The organism is Roseobacter sp. MED193 (genome assembly GCF_000152965.1).
In the GTDB taxonomy this organism is placed as follows: domain Bacteria; phylum Pseudomonadota; class Alphaproteobacteria; order Rhodobacterales; family Rhodobacteraceae; genus Pseudophaeobacter.
In genome coordinates, this window is sequence record NZ_CH902583.1 from 2,156,687 (window position 1) to 2,173,810 (window position 17,124).

16 protein-coding genes are annotated in these 17,124 nt (G+C 57.1%); 10 read left to right on the forward strand and 6 right to left on the reverse strand.

What is annotated here, in order from left to right; translation table 11 throughout:
- Window positions 1-12: 12 nt before the first annotated feature.
- From MED193_RS12725 to MED193_RS12740, 4 genes are all read left to right on the forward strand, one after another.
- Window positions 13-888 (forward strand): MoxR family ATPase, encoded by an 876-nt coding sequence (locus tag MED193_RS12725; RefSeq protein WP_039966869.1) that lies wholly within the window; start codon window positions 13-15, stop codon window positions 886-888.
- A complete protein-coding gene (locus tag MED193_RS12730) occupies window positions 885-2,069 on the forward strand; it encodes a VWA domain-containing protein (RefSeq protein WP_009810139.1) in 1,185 nt (394 codons plus the stop codon). The genes MED193_RS12725 and MED193_RS12730 overlap by 4 nt, the downstream gene beginning before the upstream one ends.
- Window positions 2,066-2,899, forward strand: a complete 834-nt coding sequence (locus MED193_RS12735; RefSeq protein ID WP_009810140.1) for an XdhC family protein — start codon at window positions 2,066-2,068, stop codon at window positions 2,897-2,899. Before MED193_RS12730 ends, MED193_RS12735 begins: the two co-directional genes overlap by 4 nt.
- Before the next feature lie 111 nt (window positions 2,900-3,010).
- Window positions 3,011-3,460, forward strand: a complete 450-nt coding sequence (locus MED193_RS12740; protein WP_009810141.1) for a CoxG family protein — start codon at window positions 3,011-3,013, stop codon at window positions 3,458-3,460.
- Between the two features lie 72 nt (window positions 3,461-3,532).
- Here MED193_RS12740 and MED193_RS12745 read toward each other — a convergent pair whose 3' ends face one another.
- Window positions 3,533-5,131, reverse strand: a complete 1,599-nt coding sequence (locus tag MED193_RS12745) for a GMC family oxidoreductase (RefSeq protein WP_039966168.1) — start codon at window positions 5,129-5,131, stop codon at window positions 3,533-3,535.
- Window positions 5,132-5,241: 110 nt separating this feature from the next.
- Between MED193_RS12745 and MED193_RS12750 the strand changes: the two genes are divergently transcribed.
- The 5 genes from MED193_RS12750 (at window position 5,242) to rarD (ending at window position 10,424) form a co-directional block, all read left to right on the forward strand.
- Window positions 5,242-6,474 (forward strand): TRAP transporter substrate-binding protein, encoded by a 1,233-nt coding sequence (locus tag MED193_RS12750; RefSeq protein ID WP_009810143.1) that lies wholly within the window; start codon window positions 5,242-5,244, stop codon window positions 6,472-6,474.
- Between the two features lie 97 nt (window positions 6,475-6,571).
- Window positions 6,572-7,240 (forward strand): TRAP transporter small permease, encoded by a 669-nt coding sequence (locus MED193_RS12755; RefSeq protein WP_009810144.1) that lies wholly within the window; start codon window positions 6,572-6,574, stop codon window positions 7,238-7,240.
- Window positions 7,240-8,598: a TRAP transporter large permease gene (locus tag MED193_RS12760; protein WP_009810145.1), complete on the forward strand. Its 1,359-nt coding sequence runs from the start codon at window positions 7,240-7,242 to the stop codon at window positions 8,596-8,598. The genes MED193_RS12755 and MED193_RS12760 overlap by 1 nt, the downstream gene beginning before the upstream one ends.
- Before the next feature lie 10 nt (window positions 8,599-8,608).
- A complete protein-coding gene (locus tag MED193_RS12765; protein WP_009810146.1) occupies window positions 8,609-9,403 on the forward strand; it encodes an IclR family transcriptional regulator in 795 nt (264 codons plus the stop codon).
- Between the two features lie 115 nt (window positions 9,404-9,518).
- Complete coding sequence (gene rarD / locus MED193_RS12770) at window positions 9,519-10,424, forward strand: EamA family transporter RarD (RefSeq protein ID WP_009810147.1); 906 nt, start codon at window positions 9,519-9,521, stop codon at window positions 10,422-10,424.
- A 25-nt stretch (window positions 10,425-10,449) separates the two neighbouring features.
- Here the strand turns inward: rarD and MED193_RS12775 are convergent, their stop codons facing one another.
- Window positions 10,450-10,860 carry a nuclear transport factor 2 family protein gene (locus MED193_RS12775; protein WP_009810148.1) on the reverse strand — a complete coding sequence of 137 codons (411 nt, stop codon included), beginning with the start codon at window positions 10,858-10,860 and terminating at the stop codon, window positions 10,450-10,452.
- 125 nt (window positions 10,861-10,985) lie between these two features.
- Between MED193_RS12775 and MED193_RS12780 the strand changes: the two genes are divergently transcribed.
- Window positions 10,986-11,639: an RluA family pseudouridine synthase gene (locus MED193_RS12780; protein WP_009810149.1), complete on the forward strand. Its 654-nt coding sequence runs from the start codon at window positions 10,986-10,988 to the stop codon at window positions 11,637-11,639.
- 34 nt (window positions 11,640-11,673) lie between these two features.
- Here the strand turns inward: MED193_RS12780 and MED193_RS12785 are convergent, their stop codons facing one another.
- From MED193_RS12785 to recF, 4 genes are all read right to left on the reverse strand, one after another.
- Window positions 11,674-12,522, reverse strand: a complete 849-nt coding sequence (locus tag MED193_RS12785; protein ID WP_009810150.1) for an alpha-1,2-fucosyltransferase — start codon at window positions 12,520-12,522, stop codon at window positions 11,674-11,676.
- A gap of 62 nt (window positions 12,523-12,584) precedes the next feature.
- The gene (gene gyrB / locus MED193_RS12790) at window positions 12,585-15,002 is read right to left on the reverse strand and encodes a DNA topoisomerase (ATP-hydrolyzing) subunit B (RefSeq protein ID WP_009810151.1); all 2,418 of its coding nucleotides are present in this window, start codon (window positions 15,000-15,002) and stop codon (window positions 12,585-12,587) included.
- Between the two features lie 198 nt (window positions 15,003-15,200).
- Window positions 15,201-16,001, reverse strand: a complete 801-nt coding sequence (locus MED193_RS12795; RefSeq protein WP_009810152.1) for a nucleotidyltransferase domain-containing protein — start codon at window positions 15,999-16,001, stop codon at window positions 15,201-15,203.
- The gene (gene recF / locus MED193_RS12800; RefSeq protein WP_009810153.1) at window positions 15,998-17,095 is read right to left on the reverse strand and encodes a DNA replication/repair protein RecF; all 1,098 of its coding nucleotides are present in this window, start codon (window positions 17,093-17,095) and stop codon (window positions 15,998-16,000) included. The genes MED193_RS12795 and recF overlap by 4 nt, the downstream gene beginning before the upstream one ends.
- Window positions 17,096-17,124 lie beyond the last annotated feature (29 nt).

Here is a 17,124-nt window from a genome sequence, read left to right on the forward strand (position 1 = left end):
ACGGGGATGATCATGACCTGGACCACGCTTCAAACCGCCATGGCGGAACAGGGCTATATTGCCGATGACGACTTGGCGATGGCGGTGCATCTGGCGCTGTCGCTGGGCCGTCCTTTGCTGCTGGAAGGTGCCGCCGGCGTGGGCAAGACCGAGGTCGCTCGGGTGCTCAGCAACCTACGCGAGACCGAGTTGATCCGCCTGCAATGCTACGAGGGGTTGGACGCGGCGCAGGCAATCTATGAATGGAACTATCAGCGCCAGCTCTTGTCGATCCGGGCCGCCTCCGAACATGGCGAAACCGGGCGCAGTGTCGAAGAACGTATTTTCTCCGAAGAATTCCTTTTGGAACGTCCCCTGCTCAAAGCGATCCGCCGCGATACACCACCCGTGCTGTTGATTGACGAAATCGACCGCGCCGATGAGGAGTTTGAGGCCTATCTGCTTGAAATTCTGTCAGAGTTTCAAGTGACCATCCCCGAACTGGGGACCATAAGTGCAAAATCTCGCCCCATTGTAATTCTCACCGCCAATGGCACCCGCGATCTGAGTGACGCGTTGCGGCGGCGCTGTCTTTATGCCCATGTCTCTTACCCGGAACGTGCCACTGAACTGGCGATCCTCAAGGCACGCTGCGGGGCAATCGAAGACAGATTAGCGGGGCAGATCATCGGTTTTGTCCAGTCCCTGCGCAAAGAGGATCTGGAGAAAAAGCCTGGCATTGCTGAGATGCTGGACTTTGCCGCTGCTCTGATGGGGCTTGGGATTGCCGATCTGACACAAGATCCAGTGGTGCTGCAGGCTTGCCTGGCCACCTTGCTAAAGACTGAGACGGATCGCTTCAACATCACCACCGAGGTGGCGCAACGCCTTGCAGGTAAAGCAGCATGAGCCAGGTCACCAAATTCGCCGCCCGTGATTCGGGACCAACGGCCCGAATGGTCGGCTTTATGTCCCATCTGCGCGACAACGGCTTTCGCCTGGGCGTTGGTGAGGCAGAGCTGAGCCTGCAGGCGCTGACCCATGTGATCGCTTCGGACCCCACCGTCACCCGACATGCCCTGCGCGCAGTTTGTACGGGGTCAATTGAGGAGGTGGAACGGTTTGATGGCCTATTTGATGCCTTCTGGATGAATGGTGGGCGCGTCACGACAAAAACCATTCCAACCCAGTCCCCCGTTTCAGACCATATCCATAGTTCGCGCGATGCCGCCGGAGCTGAAAATTCAGGAGGTGCAGGAACACCCAGCACACCAGATAGCGCGGGCGAAGACCCGGCGGAAGCGGATGGGGAGGGCAAGCTGGTTGCCAGCCTGACCCAGGCAAAGATGAAGACAGATCTGCGCGATCTGGTTCGCCCAGAAGAGATTGCAGAGGCCCAGGTGGTAGCACAACGTTTGGGCGCGGCATTGCGGGATCGTCGCTCGCGGCGGCGCAGGCAACACCGTAAGGGAGACCGAATTCATTTTAGAAAGGTGATCCGCCAAAGCCTCTCTTCCGGAGGGGAACCCCTGCATCTGGCCCGGATGCGCCGCCCGGACCGACCACTTAAAATCGTGACGCTTTGCGATGTATCCGGGTCGATGGCCACCTATGCGCAGGTGTTTCTTGCCTTTGTGGCTGGAATGATGCGGGCAGATCCAAACACGGATGCCTATCTGTTTCACACCCGGCTGGTACGGATCGCCGAAGCTCTGCGCGATAAGGACGCTTTGCGTGCTCTGGGGCGTCTGTCTGTTCTAGCAGATGGCTTTGGCGGGGGGTCAAAAATTGGCGTCTCTCTGGCCCAGTTCTCCCAAACCTATGCACGTCGGTTTGTCGATGGGCGCACCGTGGTTCTGATCCTGTCGGATGGCTACGACACCGACCACCCGGACCTGTTGAGCGCTGCGCTGGAAAAGCTGAAGAAGCGCGGCTGCAAGATCATCTGGCTGAACCCTCTGAAGGGCTGGGCAGGCTATGAGCCGGTGACCCGCGCCATGGCACAGGCCCTGCCGCATTTGGATGTGTTTTGCCCCGCCAACACCCTGGCCGACCTGGCTGCCCTGGAACAGGAGCTCACCCGCCTATGACCCCAGCTGAGATGATCGATACAGATATGGCAACCCTGGCTCAAGAAATGCGCGCGCGCGGAGAGCCCTTTGCCATTGCCACGGTGGTACGCACCCTGGGCGCAACGGCGGCAAAACCGGGCGCCAAGGCGCTGCTGGATGGCGAAGGCACCATCTTGCAGGGCTGGATTGGCGGCGGTTGCGTGCGCAGTGCTTTGGTGAAGGCCGTAAAACGCGCCCTGCAAGATGGCACGCCGCAATTGGTCTCGCTACATCCGCAGGATCTATTGGATGAAAAAGGGCTCACCGCCGGGGACAGCGTCGACGGCGTGCGTTTTGCCCGCAATGGCTGCCCTTCCAAGGGGTCAATGGATATCTTTGTAGAGCTGATCCTTCCCCTGCCGGAATTGGTGATCTATGGCGATGCGCCAGTGGCGCAATCCCTGGCGCGGCTCGCCGAACAATTCCAATGGGCCGTAACCATCGGCGATCCCGAGGCCTCCCCCCTGGCCCTATCGCAGGGAGAGACCCGCATGATCGTGGTGGCAAGCCAAGGCAAGGGCGATCTGGCCTGCCTGAAACAGGCGCTGGAAACATCGGCAGCTTTTGTCGCCTTTGTGGGCAGCCATCGTAAATTCGCGGCCCTGTCAGAGACTTTGATCGGGCGTGGCGTCGCGCGGGCAGATCTGGACCGGATCCAGGCCCCAGCTGGACTGGCCATTGGCGCGGTGACACCGGATGAGATTGCCCTCTCCATTTTGGCGCAACTGACGCAGGTGCGCCGTCGCACCCATCGCAGCGAAGAGCAAATCACCCCAGACCAACAGAGCCAACAGGAGGCAAGCGCTTGAAACGCATAATGACTTACCTGCAGTCGCGCTTCTCTCTGGCTCCATTGAGCAAAGAGCAGGCTGAGATAATGGCCTCTGTAAAACACCCCTGTTGTTAAGAAGGATACGCACGTGGAACTGAACGACGAAATCACAATCAACGCCCCAATGGCACGGGTCTATGAGGCCTTGAACGACCCAGAGATCCTGCAACAGTGCATTCCTGGCTGCGAAGAACTGATAAAACACTCTGACAGCGAATTGGAAGCCAAGGTGGTGCTGAAAATCGGCCCTGTCAAAGCGCGCTTTGGCGGCAATGTGGAGCTGGATACCTCTGGCGCTCCGGATGCCTTCTCCCTGACCGGCCAGGGCAGCGGTGGTGCAGCCGGCTATGCCAAGGGCGGCGCGGATGTCACCCTGAGCGAAGCAGATGGAGTCACCACCCTCACCTATACTGCCAAGGTCGATATTGGCGGCAAGCTGGCGCAGCTGGGATCCCGCCTGATCCAGAGCACGGCGAAAAAACTGGCTGGCAAGTTCTTCAAATCTTTCGGGGAGGTTGTCGACAGCGTTGACGCCTGACAGCTGCTGTCTACATGAAACCACAAAGATTTGCCCCGAGGCCCCTAGCCTTGGGGCATTTCTATTTAGCCCCTATCGATGTGCCTCGAGGATCAGATCGCTGGCCTTTTCGCCAATCATGATCGCCGGAGCATTGGTATTACCGCTGACGATCTCTGGCATGATCGAACAATCCGCCACTCGAAGCCCAGAAATTCCATGTACCCGCAGCTTAGCATCGACAACGGCATCCTTTGACTGGCCCATCTTGCAGGTCCCCGTTGGGTGATAGATCGACGCTGTATTATTGCGCGCCCAGTCGAGCGTTGCATCATAGTCTTCCATGTCGAGACTGGCGTGGGGACGAAACTCCTCGGAGATCTTGGAGGTCAGCGGCGCATGTCTGGCAATTTTGCGCGCGATATTGACCCCCTCGACCACGGTCTGACAATCGGTCTGGGTTGAGAGGTAATTGGGGATGATCTTTGGATAGCGAGCAGGGTCGGCAGAGTTCAAGCGAATTTCGCCACGCGATTCGGGTCGCAACTGGCACACCGACATAGTGAAGGCCGAGAACTTATCAGCCCCTTTGCCGGGGTTCTCCGCTGACAGAGGTTGAACGTGAAACTGTATATCAGGGGTTTCCAGTTCAGGGCGCGTTTTTAGAAATCCAGTGGCCAGACTGGCGGCCATAGTCATCGGCCCGGCGCGGAACATCAGGTATTTCAACCCAATCTTGGCCTGGCCGATCAGAGAGCCTACTTCGTCATTCAGGGTGGGTTCATTACACTTATAGACCAGCCGGGCCTGCAGGTGGTCCTGCATGTTTTTTCCCACGCCGGGTAAATCCGCCACGACCTTGATACCCTGTTCCAGCAGCTGTTCGGCCTCTCCAATACCGGAGAGCATCAATATCTGCGGTGAGTTGATTGCGCCGCCAGACAGGATCACCTCACGTCCCGCCTTGATAACATGGGTCTGGCCAGCGCGGTCCTTATAGGCAACCCCGGTGGCGCGCGTCCCCTCGATCACAACGCGTTGAACATGGGCATGGGTGATTATCTGCAGGTTTGACCGCGATTTAACCGGGTTCAGAAAAGCCACCGCCGCAGAACAGCGCCGCCCATTTTGGGCGGTCAGCTGAAAGAAGCCCACGCCTTCCTGATCAGCGCCGTTGTAATCAGGGTTGAACTTGTATCCGGCTGCCTGCGCCGCCGCGACCCAGGCATCGGTGATAGGGCGCTGGATACGCATGTTAGATACGGAAAGCGGCCCCTGTTCACCATGGAACATATCCTGACCACGCTCGTTCTTTTCAGAGCGTTTGAACAGCGGTAGCACGTCATCCCAACCCCAGCCCTCATTGCCCATCTGCCGCCAGCGATCATAGTCCTGGGATTGTCCACGGACATAGAGTAACCCATTGAGCGAGGAAGATCCCCCCAAAACCTTGCCCCGCGGCCATTCGATTGAACGCCCATTCAAACCTGGATCAGGTTCGGTTTTGTAGCACCAATCCACCTTTGGGTTGTGAATGGTCTTGAAGTAGCCAACAGGGATGTGAATCCAGGGGTTGCTATCACGCCCGCCAGCCTCAAGCAGGATCACCTTTTTGCTGGGATCTGCGCTCAGCCGATTGGCTATCACACAGCCAGCGGAACCTGCCCCAACGATGATATAATCTGCCTCCAAAACCTGGCCCTCCAATTGCTCACGAAAAAAACTCTATGCAGATTGCATGAATTCGGCTAGCTTTTTTTGAGATAAAACGTCTCAATAATGATCATCTAGGGAGGAAGACCATGGGACTCAAGGAGAATCTTAACCATATCTCACGGCGGGATCTGTTCCGCGTCGCTGGGCGCTACGGTATGAGCTCGACACTTTTGGCGGCGGGTGGCTTTGGAGGAGCCATGAGCCTAGCCAATCTCGCATCTGCAGCGGAATCGACCTACGACAAGCGTTTTAGCAAGCCCGCAAAGCACACGCTTAAGTTTGGTGCGGCTGGTTTCAATGCACAGAACCTGCTGATTGAACGCGCCGGTGCCTTGGAATTTGCTCGCGATCTGGAAAGCCGCACAGATGGGGAGATCCGTATTGAATTCATTGGCAATAACCAGATCTGTGGCCAGACCTCCTGCGTAGAGAAAACCCAGCAGGGCATCGTGGATATCTATGCCGCCTCAACCCAAAATTCCGCCGGCGGTGCGCCCTATCTCAATGTGCTGGACTACGCCTATATGTTCCCAGGTCGGGCCTCGCAGTACCACTTCCTCTATAGCCCAGAATCGCAGCGCATTCTGCGGGATCCGTTGGAAAAACGTCATGGATTGAAGTTCCTGTTCAGCCATTGTGAGCTGCGCGGCATTCAGTTGGGCCTTGGCTGGGAAGACAAGCCAACCGTGACCAAACTGGAGCAACTCTTCGGCACTAAGAACCGGGTAACCGGGACCCAGCTGGGCCGGATCGCCATGCAGGCGCTGAACCTAAACCCGGTGCCTGTGGCCTGGGAGGAAACTCTGGATGGTCTGAAACAGGGGCTGATTGACGGAGCCGAAACCTGGGCCTCGGCTGTGGCCTATGCCAATATGTCACCAGTGGTTAGCCAGTCGGTTGATCTCAAATTCTTCTGCGGCACCGAGCACACCTCGATGAGTGCGGCAGTCTTTGATGGGCTTGAGGGCTATCTGCAGGATGCGGTGATGGAGAGCGCCTATTGGGCGCAGACCCATGTCCAGGCGGCGAATGAGGCAGCGCTGGTCAAGACCGTCGGCCATTCTGACCCGCAGATGCCGGGCACGATCTTTGCCGAAAACAATGTGCGCAACGCATTCCTGGCAGATGATCAGATCAAAATGGCCGAGGAAATGTGCTCGCCCGAGTTCCAGCCGCAGCTGTGGGAACAGTGGCGTGATCGCCTGAACAAATGGGCCGGTGGCATTGATACCTATCAGGAGATCTATGACATCGCGCGCCAGGTGCCCAAGGACATGAAACCAGAGAATGTCGAACCCCGGCGCTGGTGGAAAGCCTAAAACCCAAAAGTATGAAGACAGACCGGCGTGCTTTTGCGCGCCGGTCTTACCTGTCCGAATAAAGCGGCCTGCGCCAACGGACTACAGGGAGGAAAAGATGGGACTCTGGCCAGAGATCGGCGATATATTTCGTGCATTTGCATCACAAGACAGCTGGGAAATCCGCAATGCGCTCAAAACCGAAGGCGCTTGGCTGTTCGGCACAGTTGCCACCGCGCTCAGCGGGTTGATCATGCTGTGGATCTACAAGCTACTGCCCTGGTTGGACCGGCACCTTGAACGCACGGTGATGGTCTATAGCTATCTGGCGATTGCCTTTATCATATTTTGGGGCGTTATTGATCGCTTCATTTTCTCGAACCAGCAGCCCTGGTCGACCACCATTCCTCCGCTTTTGTTCATGATCATGGCCTGGTTTGGTGCCGCCTTTAACGTGCGACTGCGCACCCACCTCAGCTTTGCAGAGTTTCGCTCCATGATGCCACGGGCTGGACAGATGGCCTGCCTGATGTTGGATGCCGTTTTGTGGTTTATTTTTGCAGTGATTGTACTGGTGACAACAACGCGGATGACGGCGCTATCGGCGTCAAATTTTCAGATCGTTCTGGGCACCGATAATGTCATGCAGTGGTGGTTCCTGATCACCGCGCCCATGTCGTTTGTTCTGATGGTGGCGCGGGTGTTTGAAAACCTGATCGAAGACGTTTCGAACTGGCGCTCTGGGGCACCGCTGATCAAACAGGCTGTGATCGGGGGGGATATCTGATGACAGATGGATCTTGGGTCACGCTGATCTCGCTTGGGGTCACCTTTTTGTTCATGCTCGGCGTGCCGGTTTTGCTGGTCATTGCCTATTGGGTGATTGGCTGCTCTTTTGTTCTGGGTTTGACGCTCGACAATATGGGTGCCGAGCTTCTGAATGTGTTTAACAAGGGTTTTGCCCTGCTGGCGATGCCGCTGTTTATCCTCACCGGCGATCTGATCAACCAATCAGGAATTGCCCGGAGATTATCGGATTTTGCCTATGCCTGTCTGGGTTGGCTGCGTGGAGGGCTTGCCATGGCAGCGCTGGGCGCTTGCGGGCTGTTTGCGGCCATTTCAGGCTCTAACTCGGCGACGACGGCGACAATTGGCTCTATGCTGCACCCTGAAATGGTCAAAGGCGGATATGATGAACGCTTTTCTGCGGCGACCGCAGCGGCGGGTGGTACGGTGGGGATTATCATCCCGCCCTCGATCATCTTTATCGTCTATGGCTTCCTGCTGAACCTGCCAATTTCAGAGCTGTTTGTAGCCGGCATCCTGCCCGGTGCGCTGATGGTGATTGGCATGCAGCTGGCCTGCTGGGTGATCTGCCGGATCAACGGCTGGGGTCATCTGATCCCGTTGCAAATGACCCGGGTTCTGAAAACCGCCTTTGGTGCCTGGCTTGGCTTCTTTGCCATCGGATTGGTGCTTTGGGGGATCTACACCGGCAAATTCTCCCCAACCGAGGCGGCTGGAGTCACTGTGGGCTTTTGTGTCATCGCCGGGCTGGTGAGCTATCCGCTCAACCGGATTATGGGATCGCGGAAAGATAGACCAATTTCTGAAAAGTCCTACGCCGAGATGCTCGTGGTCGAAGGCTTTACCATCCCGCAAATCCCATCGGTGGTGGTACGTTCAGCCCAGATCACAGGCATTTTGGCCCCCTTGATTGCCATTTCCGTGGTGATGCAGCAGATCCTGTCGCTGCTGGGTGCGCAGCAAACCATCGGCGATTTTGTCACCTCTATGGGCGGCTATCACGCGGTACTCTTTACCTCGATGGTGATTGTCTTCTTCTCTGGCATGGTACTGGAAAGCCTGCCCGTGACGATCATCCTGGCGCCGATCCTCGCGCCGATTGCGGCGTCAGTGGGGATTGATCCGATCCATTTTTCGGTGATCTTCCTGGTGGGGGCCTCCATTGGGTTTATTACGCCCCCATATGGGCTCAACCTCTATGTCGCATCTGGTGTAACGGGCGTTCCCTACTTCCGCCTGCTGCGCTATACCGTGCCCTACCTTGCGGCATTGATTAGCGTCTGGATACTGGTTGCCCTGGTGCCTGACCTCGCACTGATCCTGCTGCCCAACAGATAGATGTAGTCCCATGCCCCACGAGCCGACCTCCGCCAAAGAGACGCAGATTCCAACCAATTTGAGATTGCTGCTGATCATCGAGGAGGTCGCGCGCCGTGGTGTTGCGATAAAACCGGCAGAGCTGGTTGAGACCCTGGGGCTGCCCAAACCCACCCTGCACAGGTTGCTGCAAACGGCGGAGGAAGAGGGGTTCTTGCAGCGCGATCTTGATGGTCGCTCCTACGGGCCCGGCTCCCGGCTGCGGTCGCTTGCGGTGAACACCATTTCTTCCGAACATCTGCGCACGGCGCGATTGACAATTCTCAGGGCGGTAGCAGAAGAAATCGGTGAGACCTGCAATCTGGCCACCCCAGATCGCGAAGGCATGACCTATCTGGACCGGGTTGAGACCAAATGGCCTCTGCGGATCCAATTGCCAATAGGCACTCAAGTGCCGTTTCATTGTACCGCAAGCGGTAAGATGTATCTGTCGACTCTACGGCCTGCGACCCTCAACAGTGTGCTATCTGCACGTGCCCTAGAACCACAGACCCAGCGGACAATAACTGACCCCGATACCCTGCGCGCGGAATTGCAAAAGACCCGTGCGCGCGGGTATGCAACAGATGACGAGGAATTCATGACCGGAATGGCTGCAATTGCCGTGCCGATCCTGGACCCCCAAGGGCGGCTGATGGCAACATTGTCGGTCCATGCGCCGGTTCAACGACGAGGTTTGAGCCAGATCCTGGAATTTCTCGCCCCCCTGCAAAAGGCTGCAGCGCAGCTGACTGAGCTTAATCGCGCGCAGGAAGAAAGCCGCTGACGAGGCTGGCGCGGGCGCCATTAGATCCATCAGCAATGGTGATGAGACGCTAACAGAAACTGTGCTTCTTCTTTTGGCATGACCTGTCATAAAGACGCGTCAGAGGAGACCCGAGATGACGCAAATGCCGCGCGAGAATATCGATACACCGCAGGGGTTAGCCTTTGCCATTTCAGCCTATGTGCTCTGGGGATTTCTGCCGCTTTACATGAAACTGGTGGCGCATATTCCCGCTGCTGAGGTGGTCGCGCATCGGGTGCTTTGGTCAGTACCGGTGGCGGGGTTGCTCTTGGTGGTCTTGGGGCGCACTAAGGAGCTACGCGCTGCACTCAAGAGCCCCCGCACGTTGGGCATGGCCTGCGTCACAGCCGCACTTATATCGGTGAATTGGGGCATTTACGTTTGGTCTATTGCCACCGGCCACGCACTGGATGCAGCTCTTGGCTATTATATCAATCCGCTATTCAGCATTGCGCTGGGTGCCGTTTTACTGCGAGAGCGGCTGACGCCAACGCAACTGCTCGCCATTGGCCTGGCCGCAGCCGCTGTGGTGGTCCTGACCGTTGAAGCCGGGCGACTTCCCTGGGTCGCAATTGCATTGACGCTCAGCTGGGGCTTTTATGCTTTCTTCAAGAAACAGCTGCCGGTTGGTCCTAATCAGGGCTTTATGCTTGAGGTCCTGATCCTGACACCACCCGCGCTGGGCTATCTGGCCTATATGTCGGTAACGGGAGGCACCCATTTTCAGGGCGTGGATATCTGGCTGCTTATGGGCTGCGGATTGGTGACCGCGGTGCCGCTGATTGTCTATGCCAATGGGGCCAAGCTGCTCAGACTTTCGACGATCGGGATCCTGCAATATATCGCACCGACGATGATCTTCCTGATCGCGGTTTTTGTCTTTGGAGAAGAATTTGGTCGCGCAAGGATGATCGCCTTCCCAATGATCTGGGCAGCCTTGGTGATCTATTCAATTCCGCTGATCCGACAGTTGCGTCAAAACCCCAAGGCCCAGGCCTAGAATATAGATTGGGGCATCTGGGGCGTCAGGTCAGGGCTTTGCGAAATTCGAGGAAACGCGCGTCAGTCATCACCCTGGCATTGATGGCATCGCGCAGGGCGCCAATGGTTTTATGTGGACGCATCACCACCTCAAAATTCTGGATCAAACCCGCATCATTCAGGGTGATCAGATCGACACCAACAGTGTCTAACTCGCCAACTTTACATTGAAATTCCAGCGCCCAATCCTTGCCCTCACCCATGATACGGCGATAGCGGAATTCAGAGAAGATCTGGCCGACATGCCCCAGAACAGCGGCAACCGGCGCCCGGCCAGTCCAGGTTTTCCAATAGGTGGGCGGCAGGAAGGTCACATCTTCGGCCAACAGCTCCAGGATGGCTTCTTCTTCGCCTTTGGCAACAACTTCCTGCATGCGGGTAATGGTTGGATGCATGGTCTCTCTCCCTGAACGTCTTTTTTTAATTGCTAGGCTGAACTCTGCGTTTCCTCCCCCTATCACAGCAAGCGCGACGTTGCGGGAACTTGCAGGGGAGCGAAAGGCGCAGTAGGCAGGCACACATGGCAGTTTCAAGTGACTATACCCCGCCGCAGGACCCATTGGAGATCCTGCATCATGACGCCCAAATCTTGGTGGTGAACAAACCCGCGGGCCTGCTAAGTGTGCCCGGACGTGGCGAGCATCTGGCTGACTGCCTGCTGAGCCGGGTGCAAACCGCCTTTCCTGAGGCCCTGCTCGTGCATCGACTAGACCGGGACACATCCGGGGTTATGGTCTTTGGGGTGACACCGCATGCGCAGCGGCATCTGTCGATGCAGTTTGAAAAGCGCACAACCCGCAAGGTCTATGTCGCGCGCCTTGCGGGTCATTTGGAGCCCCGTGCTGGCGAAGTAGACTTGCCGCTTATCGTGGACTGGCCTAATCGCCCCCGGCAGATGGTCTGCCATGACACTGGAAAACCCGCCCTAACGGACTTCCGCGTGGTGAAATACGGCGAGGGTGAAACCCGTGTGAGATTGACGCCAAAGACCGGTCGCACGCATCAGCTTAGGGTGCATATGATGGCACTGGGTCATGCGATCCTCGGCGATCCGCTGTATGCCACTGGAGAGGATCGAGAGTATTCCCGGATGATGCTGCATTCAGAGGAATTGAGGATTAAACACCCGGACACTGGTGAATCGATCAAGTTCCGCGTCAAAGCACCGTTTTAGAAGCGGCCTCAGCTTCACCAGCAGCCCCGCCAGATCAGGGCGCCACTTTCAGCCACTGCGACGGCAGAATATCAGGATTGCTGAGCTTGGGGTCGCCAAACCAGTTGGCCGGCCCTGCAACACGCTTTTGCGGATTGGCGTTCAGCCAAGCAGCCCACCAGGAAAACGAGCTATTGCCGATGATATTGTGTTTGCACAAACTCATGAGGCGCATATCCTCAAAATCGGTTTCCGGCCCGTTGAAATCCACAACCACCTTTTTGCAAGGCAGAGGGAGGTTGGCCTTAGCCCAGTCAGGATCATCTGAGAAGACATAAACAGTGGGGGCATCTTGTGACAAACCCTCCAGAAGGCGGGTCAGTGCGGCCTCATAATAGGCTTGATCACAAAGCACATGGGCCGAAAGCGCGACATAGTCTCCGCGCCGCACATGCAGAGAAATCGCGTTATCCTCCATGATCCGCGCCGCCATTTCGGCGTTTTGGCGATTGCTGAAGTCAGGAAAAGTAAAATCCGCTCGGATCAGATCACTGATCTCTTCAAAGTATCTTTCACTTTGCCAATACCCATGCAGGTAGCAGCCATCTTCCCATGTTTCAAAAGCAGTATTGTAGCCCAGGCCCCGCTCGCGACGAAACCGTGGCGCCAGCCCGAGACCACGCCACAGCCCATAGCGCAAGGGTGCATGCTGCTTTAATGGGGGTAGCTTGGGGGCGGCGCTAAGGGGCAGGTCAAAGACACGCGTCAAAACCCCTTCGCCGCGCAGTTCAGCGCCGCGGCCATCCAATGCGACGCCACAGCCCAGACGATGCGCCAGGGCGCGGGCAGCCGCATATTGGAACATCTGGTTGCCAAGACGACCATGCAGACGAGAGGTGATCATGGCAGGCTCCTCAGCAGATACCCCGGAACTGGGCCGCGGTATCTGCACCCCATAGACAGGGACTAGAAATCCAGGTTTTCAACGCTCAGAGCATTTTTCTGAATGAACTCCCGGCGGGGTTCAACCACATCGCCCATCAGTTTGGTAAAGAGATCATCAGCCCCGACCAAATCATCGACACGTACTTGCAACAGGGTGCGGGCATCCGGGTCCAGGGTGGTTTCCCACAGCTGATCGGGGTTCATCTCGCCCAGACCTTTGTAGCGCTGCAGCGACAAGCCCTTTTCGCCCTCCTCCATGATCGCCTTTAGCAGATCAAGCGGGCCATGGATCGCCTGCGCACGGTCGCGGCGAAGCAATTGACCAGAGGTTCGATAAACCTCTTGCAAACTCTTGGTAAAGCTGCCGGTTTTTCGGGCTTCGCCAGAGCGCAGCATAGGGCCATCCAGGGTGCGCACCTCTTCGACGCCGCGCAGGATGCGGGCCAGACGAATGCCGTGATCCTGAGTGATACGACCCTGCCAACCCTTTTCATATTCCAGCGCGATGAGATCAAGCCGTGCCGCAACCCGGTCAGCAACGCCCTGCAGATCGGCATCAACAGCACCGGGCACAAAGGCGCCGGCCACGGCTGCCTGCTCTAGAATGTGGCGTGGGTAATGGGTCGGGAAGGCATCCAGAACCCGTTTGAGCTGACGCGCCTCTTCAACCACGCGGGTGAGGTCCTGCCCTACCAACTCTTCGCCACTGCCCAGTTTCAGGGTCGCGCCCTCGACACCTTGATGGATCAGATAATCATCCAGCGCCGCCTGATCTTTAAGGTAGACCTCGGATTTTCCACGCGCCACTTTGTAAAGCGGGGGCTGAGCAATATAGAGATAACCGCCTTCGATCAGCTCTGGCATCTGCCGGTAGAAGAAGGTCAAAAGCAGCGTCCGAATATGGGCGCCATCAACATCCGCATCGGTCATGATGACGATCTTGTGGTAACGCAGCTTGTCGATGTTGAACTCGTCCCGGCCAATGCCGGTTCCCAGGGCCATCACCAGATTGCCAATCTCCTGGCTGCCCAGCATGCGGTCAAACCGTGCCCGTTCCACGTTCAGGATCTTACCCCGCAACGGCAAGATCGCCTGGGTTTGACGATCGCGACCGGTCTGGGCGGATCCACCAGCGGAATCCCCCTCCACCAGGAAGACTTCGGTCTTAGACGGATCTTTCTCTGAGCAATCCTTGAGCTTACCCGCCAGGAAATTCACATCCATTGCTGTCTTACGGCGTGTCAGCTCGCGGGCTTTGCGGGCCGCTTCACGGGCCAGAGCTGCCTCAACGATCTTGCCCACAATCTGTTTGGCCTGATTGGGGTTTTCCTCAAACCATTCCGCCAGCTTTTCGTTCACCAGGCTTTCAACAACCGGGCGCACCTCGGAGGAGACCAGTTTATCCTTGGTCTGGCTGGAGAATTTTGGATCTGGCACTTTGACGGACAGGACACAGGTCAGACCTTCGCGGGCGTCATCACCAGTAAAGGAGACCTTCTCCTTTTTGGCGATACCGCTGGACTGGGCATAGTTGTTGATGGTGCGGGTCAGCGCCCCGCGGAATCCCGCCAAATGGGTACCACCGTCGCGCTGTGGGATGTTGTTAGTAAAGGGCAACACCGATTCATGGTAGCTGTCGTTCCACCACATCGCCACTTCAACACCGATATCATCCTTTTCACCGGTAATGTAGACGGGTGAATCCATCACAGGCGTTTTCGACCGGTCCAGGTATTTCACAAACTCTTTGACACCGCCCTCATAGAACAGCTCAGATTCCAGCCGTTCAGCGGGACGCTCATCCGCCAGAATGATCTTGACCCCAGAATTCAGGAAGGCCAGCTCACGCAGGCGCTTTTCCAAAGTCTCAAACGAGTATTCCAGGTTCGAAAACGTGTCGGTAGACGCCATGAAGCGCACTTCGGTGCCCGTCTGATCGCCACAATCGCCGACCACTTTCAGATGCTCTGCGGTGTCGCCACGTTCAAACCGCGCAACATGCTCTTTACCTTCGCGCCAGATCCGCAGTTCCAACCAATCGGACAGGGCGTTTACTACCGAAACACCCACCCCGTGCAGACCGCCGGAAACCTTATAGGAGTTGCTGTCAAATTTGCCACCCGCGTGCAGCTGGGTCATGATGACTTCGGCTGCCGAAACGCCTTCTTCCTCGTGAATGCCAACCGGAATACCGCGCCCATTATCATAGACCGAAACCGAGCTGTCAGCGTGAATTGTCACCCGAACGTGGTCGGCATGTTTGGCCAGCGCCTCATCAATTCCGTTGTCCACCACCTCGTAGACCATGTGGTGCAGACCAGAGCCATCATCGGTGTCGCCGATATACATTCCAGGACGTTTGCGAACTGCCTCCAACCCTTTGAGAACCTTAATGGAATCTGCACCATATTCGGCTGGGCTCTGTTCGTTATCAGACATTCGCGACTTCCTGTTTTAACTTTCAGAGTTTATACGCAATTTGCCCCCTAATGTCACCCACACAGGGCCTTTTTCTTAGCCTGAAACAACACCCTATCGTGGGCCGCGCGCATCCCCTCAAATCCAAGACCCAGAAGCGCACAACGCATGCAATTGAGGGATCAGGCTTATCCAAGGTTTTCCCTAAAACACAGCCGACTAACCCTGCGAACTGAACCGCAGGTGAAGTTCATTTGCAGCCTGCCAGTCCGCCTTGCGACGTTGACCAGATGTGGCCTGCAACCAGTCTTTTGCTGTCTGACTCTCCAGCGTAATCAGGGCATCAATCAACGGCGTCTCCGCAATCTCTTCTGCTTTCTCTCTCAGCTCAGCCTTGCGACGGGTCAAGGCGTCAATCTGCGCTGTGAGCGCCCCCTCCAAGTGGCAGCCCAGCATGAGCTCTTGCATGTTCATCGGCGGCACGGGCGCCTGTTGCAGCCGCATCCATCGCAGGGCCAAGGCCGGTCGCAGGATATAGAAGTAGCGCTTTAGCCGCCTGCCACCGCCAGGCGCCAGCAAGCGTGTCTGCTGGCGCTCCATTAGCTGCAGATAATGCCAGGTCACCGCTCGTCGATCGAGCACCCCACCACAAAAGCTGCGTAGGGCAGAGACCGCCTCTTGGTTTGCCATATAGACGATTGGTGACTGCAACCATTCCGCAATCACGGCATTGGAATTACAGGCCAGTTTCAGCGCCTTGCCCAGCTCCCAGCCAGACAGGTCCAACTCATCATCAATCGGGTATTCAACAACGTCTCGTTTGCCATCCAGGCGCAGATGCCAGGACACCGGTCGGCTGTAAACAAAGCGCACATCGTAATCGCTGTCTGGCGAATGAAACCCCCAGGCGCGTGACCCGGATTCCGCCGCAAACAGGATACGCAGGCCTTCCTCAGCCTCGATCTCTTTCAGCTTTGCCTGAATGAGATCCCGCATTCCGGCACTCACCGCATCAGTCATCTGCTTACCACCTGTGAAATTCCTTCCATGTCTCCCACCTCCAGAACCTGGGCACGTGTGCCCAGTTCCGCAAAGAGCTCGGCCCCTGTGCCCGTCATCCAGGCCTGGGCCCCAAGCGCACAGATTTCATCATAAAGAGCCGCCCGACGTCCGGCATCCAAATGGGCCGCGACCTCGTCCAACAGCAAAATGGGCGGCGCCCCCTCGCTGGCAGTCAAAGCCCGCGCATTGGCCAGAATGAGAGAAACCAGAAGCGCCTTTTGTTCCCCTGTAGAGCATTCCTTGGCGGCAATCCCTTTGTGCACATAGGTGCCAATCAAATCACTTCGGTGCGGCCCAACGAGGCTCCGCCCAACCTTCATGTCCCGCATCCGCCCCTCTGCCAGGGCCTGCACCAGATCCGCTTCGCTCTGTGGCATCTCACCCTCAGACTGAACCAGATCCAGATGTGCGGTTGGAAATGCAGTCTCAGCCTTGTCTTGCGCCTCAATCAGCCGCTGAACAGCAGAGCATCGCGCTGTATGAATACGATGGCCAGCCGTCCCCATCTGCGCCTCAACCACCCGATACCAGGCAGCATCACGCACCTGTTCTTTCAGCAACCTGTTACGCTCGCGCATGGCCTTTTCGTAGGTCAGCGTTGCTTCCGCGTGACTGGGATCAAAGCTCAAGGCTATTCGGTCCAGGAACCGTCGACGCCCCTCAGCGGCCTCCACCCACAAGCGGTCCATCACTGGCACCAGCCAGACCACCCGGCAGATCTGCCCCAGGGCGATCTGGTTCGAGGCCTTATTGTCGATCCGAACCTGGCGCGCCGCGCCTTCCTCGGACCAGGTTTCGATTTCATAGGCCTGATCCGGCGCCTGCAACACCGCCTTCAACTTCCAGCCCAGCCCTTCGGGACGGCGCACCATGTCGGCAGCACTGGCCCGTCGCAGCCCCCGCCCCGGCGAAAACAGTGAAACAGCTTCCAGGATATTGGTCTTACCAGCGCCATTTTTGCCATGAATGGCCACGGGGCGCCCATCCAAATGCAGTTCCGCCCGCAGATGCGAGCGGAAGTGGGACAAAGTCAATTCAGTTAAGGCCAACATGAATGGGCGCGCCTTTTGCTACACGGCGC

Bases quoted from the DNA above. Each gene is read 5' to 3' on its own strand.
- MED193_RS12765 (WP_009810146.1), top strand. From the start codon at position 8,609: ATGCCCCACGAGCCGACCTCCGCCAAAGAGACGCAGATTCCAACCAAT.
- MED193_RS12730 (WP_009810139.1), top strand. From the start codon at position 885: ATGAGCCAGGTCACCAAATTCGCCGCCCGTGATTCGGGACCAACGGCC.
- MED193_RS12785 (WP_009810150.1), bottom strand. From the start codon at position 12,522: ATGATCACCTCTCGTCTGCATGGTCGTCTTGGCAACCAGATGTTCCAA.
- MED193_RS12735 (WP_009810140.1), top strand. From the start codon at position 2,066: ATGACCCCAGCTGAGATGATCGATACAGATATGGCAACCCTGGCTCAA.
- MED193_RS12760 (WP_009810145.1), top strand. From the start codon at position 7,240: ATGACAGATGGATCTTGGGTCACGCTGATCTCGCTTGGGGTCACCTTT.
- gyrB (WP_009810151.1), bottom strand. From the start codon at position 15,002: ATGTCTGATAACGAACAGAGCCCAGCCGAATATGGTGCAGATTCCATT.
- recF (WP_009810153.1), bottom strand. From the start codon at position 17,095: ATGTTGGCCTTAACTGAATTGACTTTGTCCCACTTCCGCTCGCATCTG.
- MED193_RS12780 (WP_009810149.1), top strand. From the start codon at position 10,986: ATGGCAGTTTCAAGTGACTATACCCCGCCGCAGGACCCATTGGAGATC.
- MED193_RS12795 (WP_009810152.1), bottom strand. From the start codon at position 16,001: ATGACTGATGCGGTGAGTGCCGGAATGCGGGATCTCATTCAGGCAAAG.
- MED193_RS12725 (WP_039966869.1), top strand. From the start codon at position 13: ATGACCTGGACCACGCTTCAAACCGCCATGGCGGAACAGGGCTATATT.
- MED193_RS12775 (WP_009810148.1), bottom strand. From the start codon at position 10,860: ATGCATCCAACCATTACCCGCATGCAGGAAGTTGTTGCCAAAGGCGAA.
- MED193_RS12755 (WP_009810144.1), top strand. From the start codon at position 6,572: ATGGGACTCTGGCCAGAGATCGGCGATATATTTCGTGCATTTGCATCA.
- rarD (WP_009810147.1), top strand. From the start codon at position 9,519: ATGACGCAAATGCCGCGCGAGAATATCGATACACCGCAGGGGTTAGCC.
- MED193_RS12750 (WP_009810143.1), top strand. From the start codon at position 5,242: ATGGGACTCAAGGAGAATCTTAACCATATCTCACGGCGGGATCTGTTC.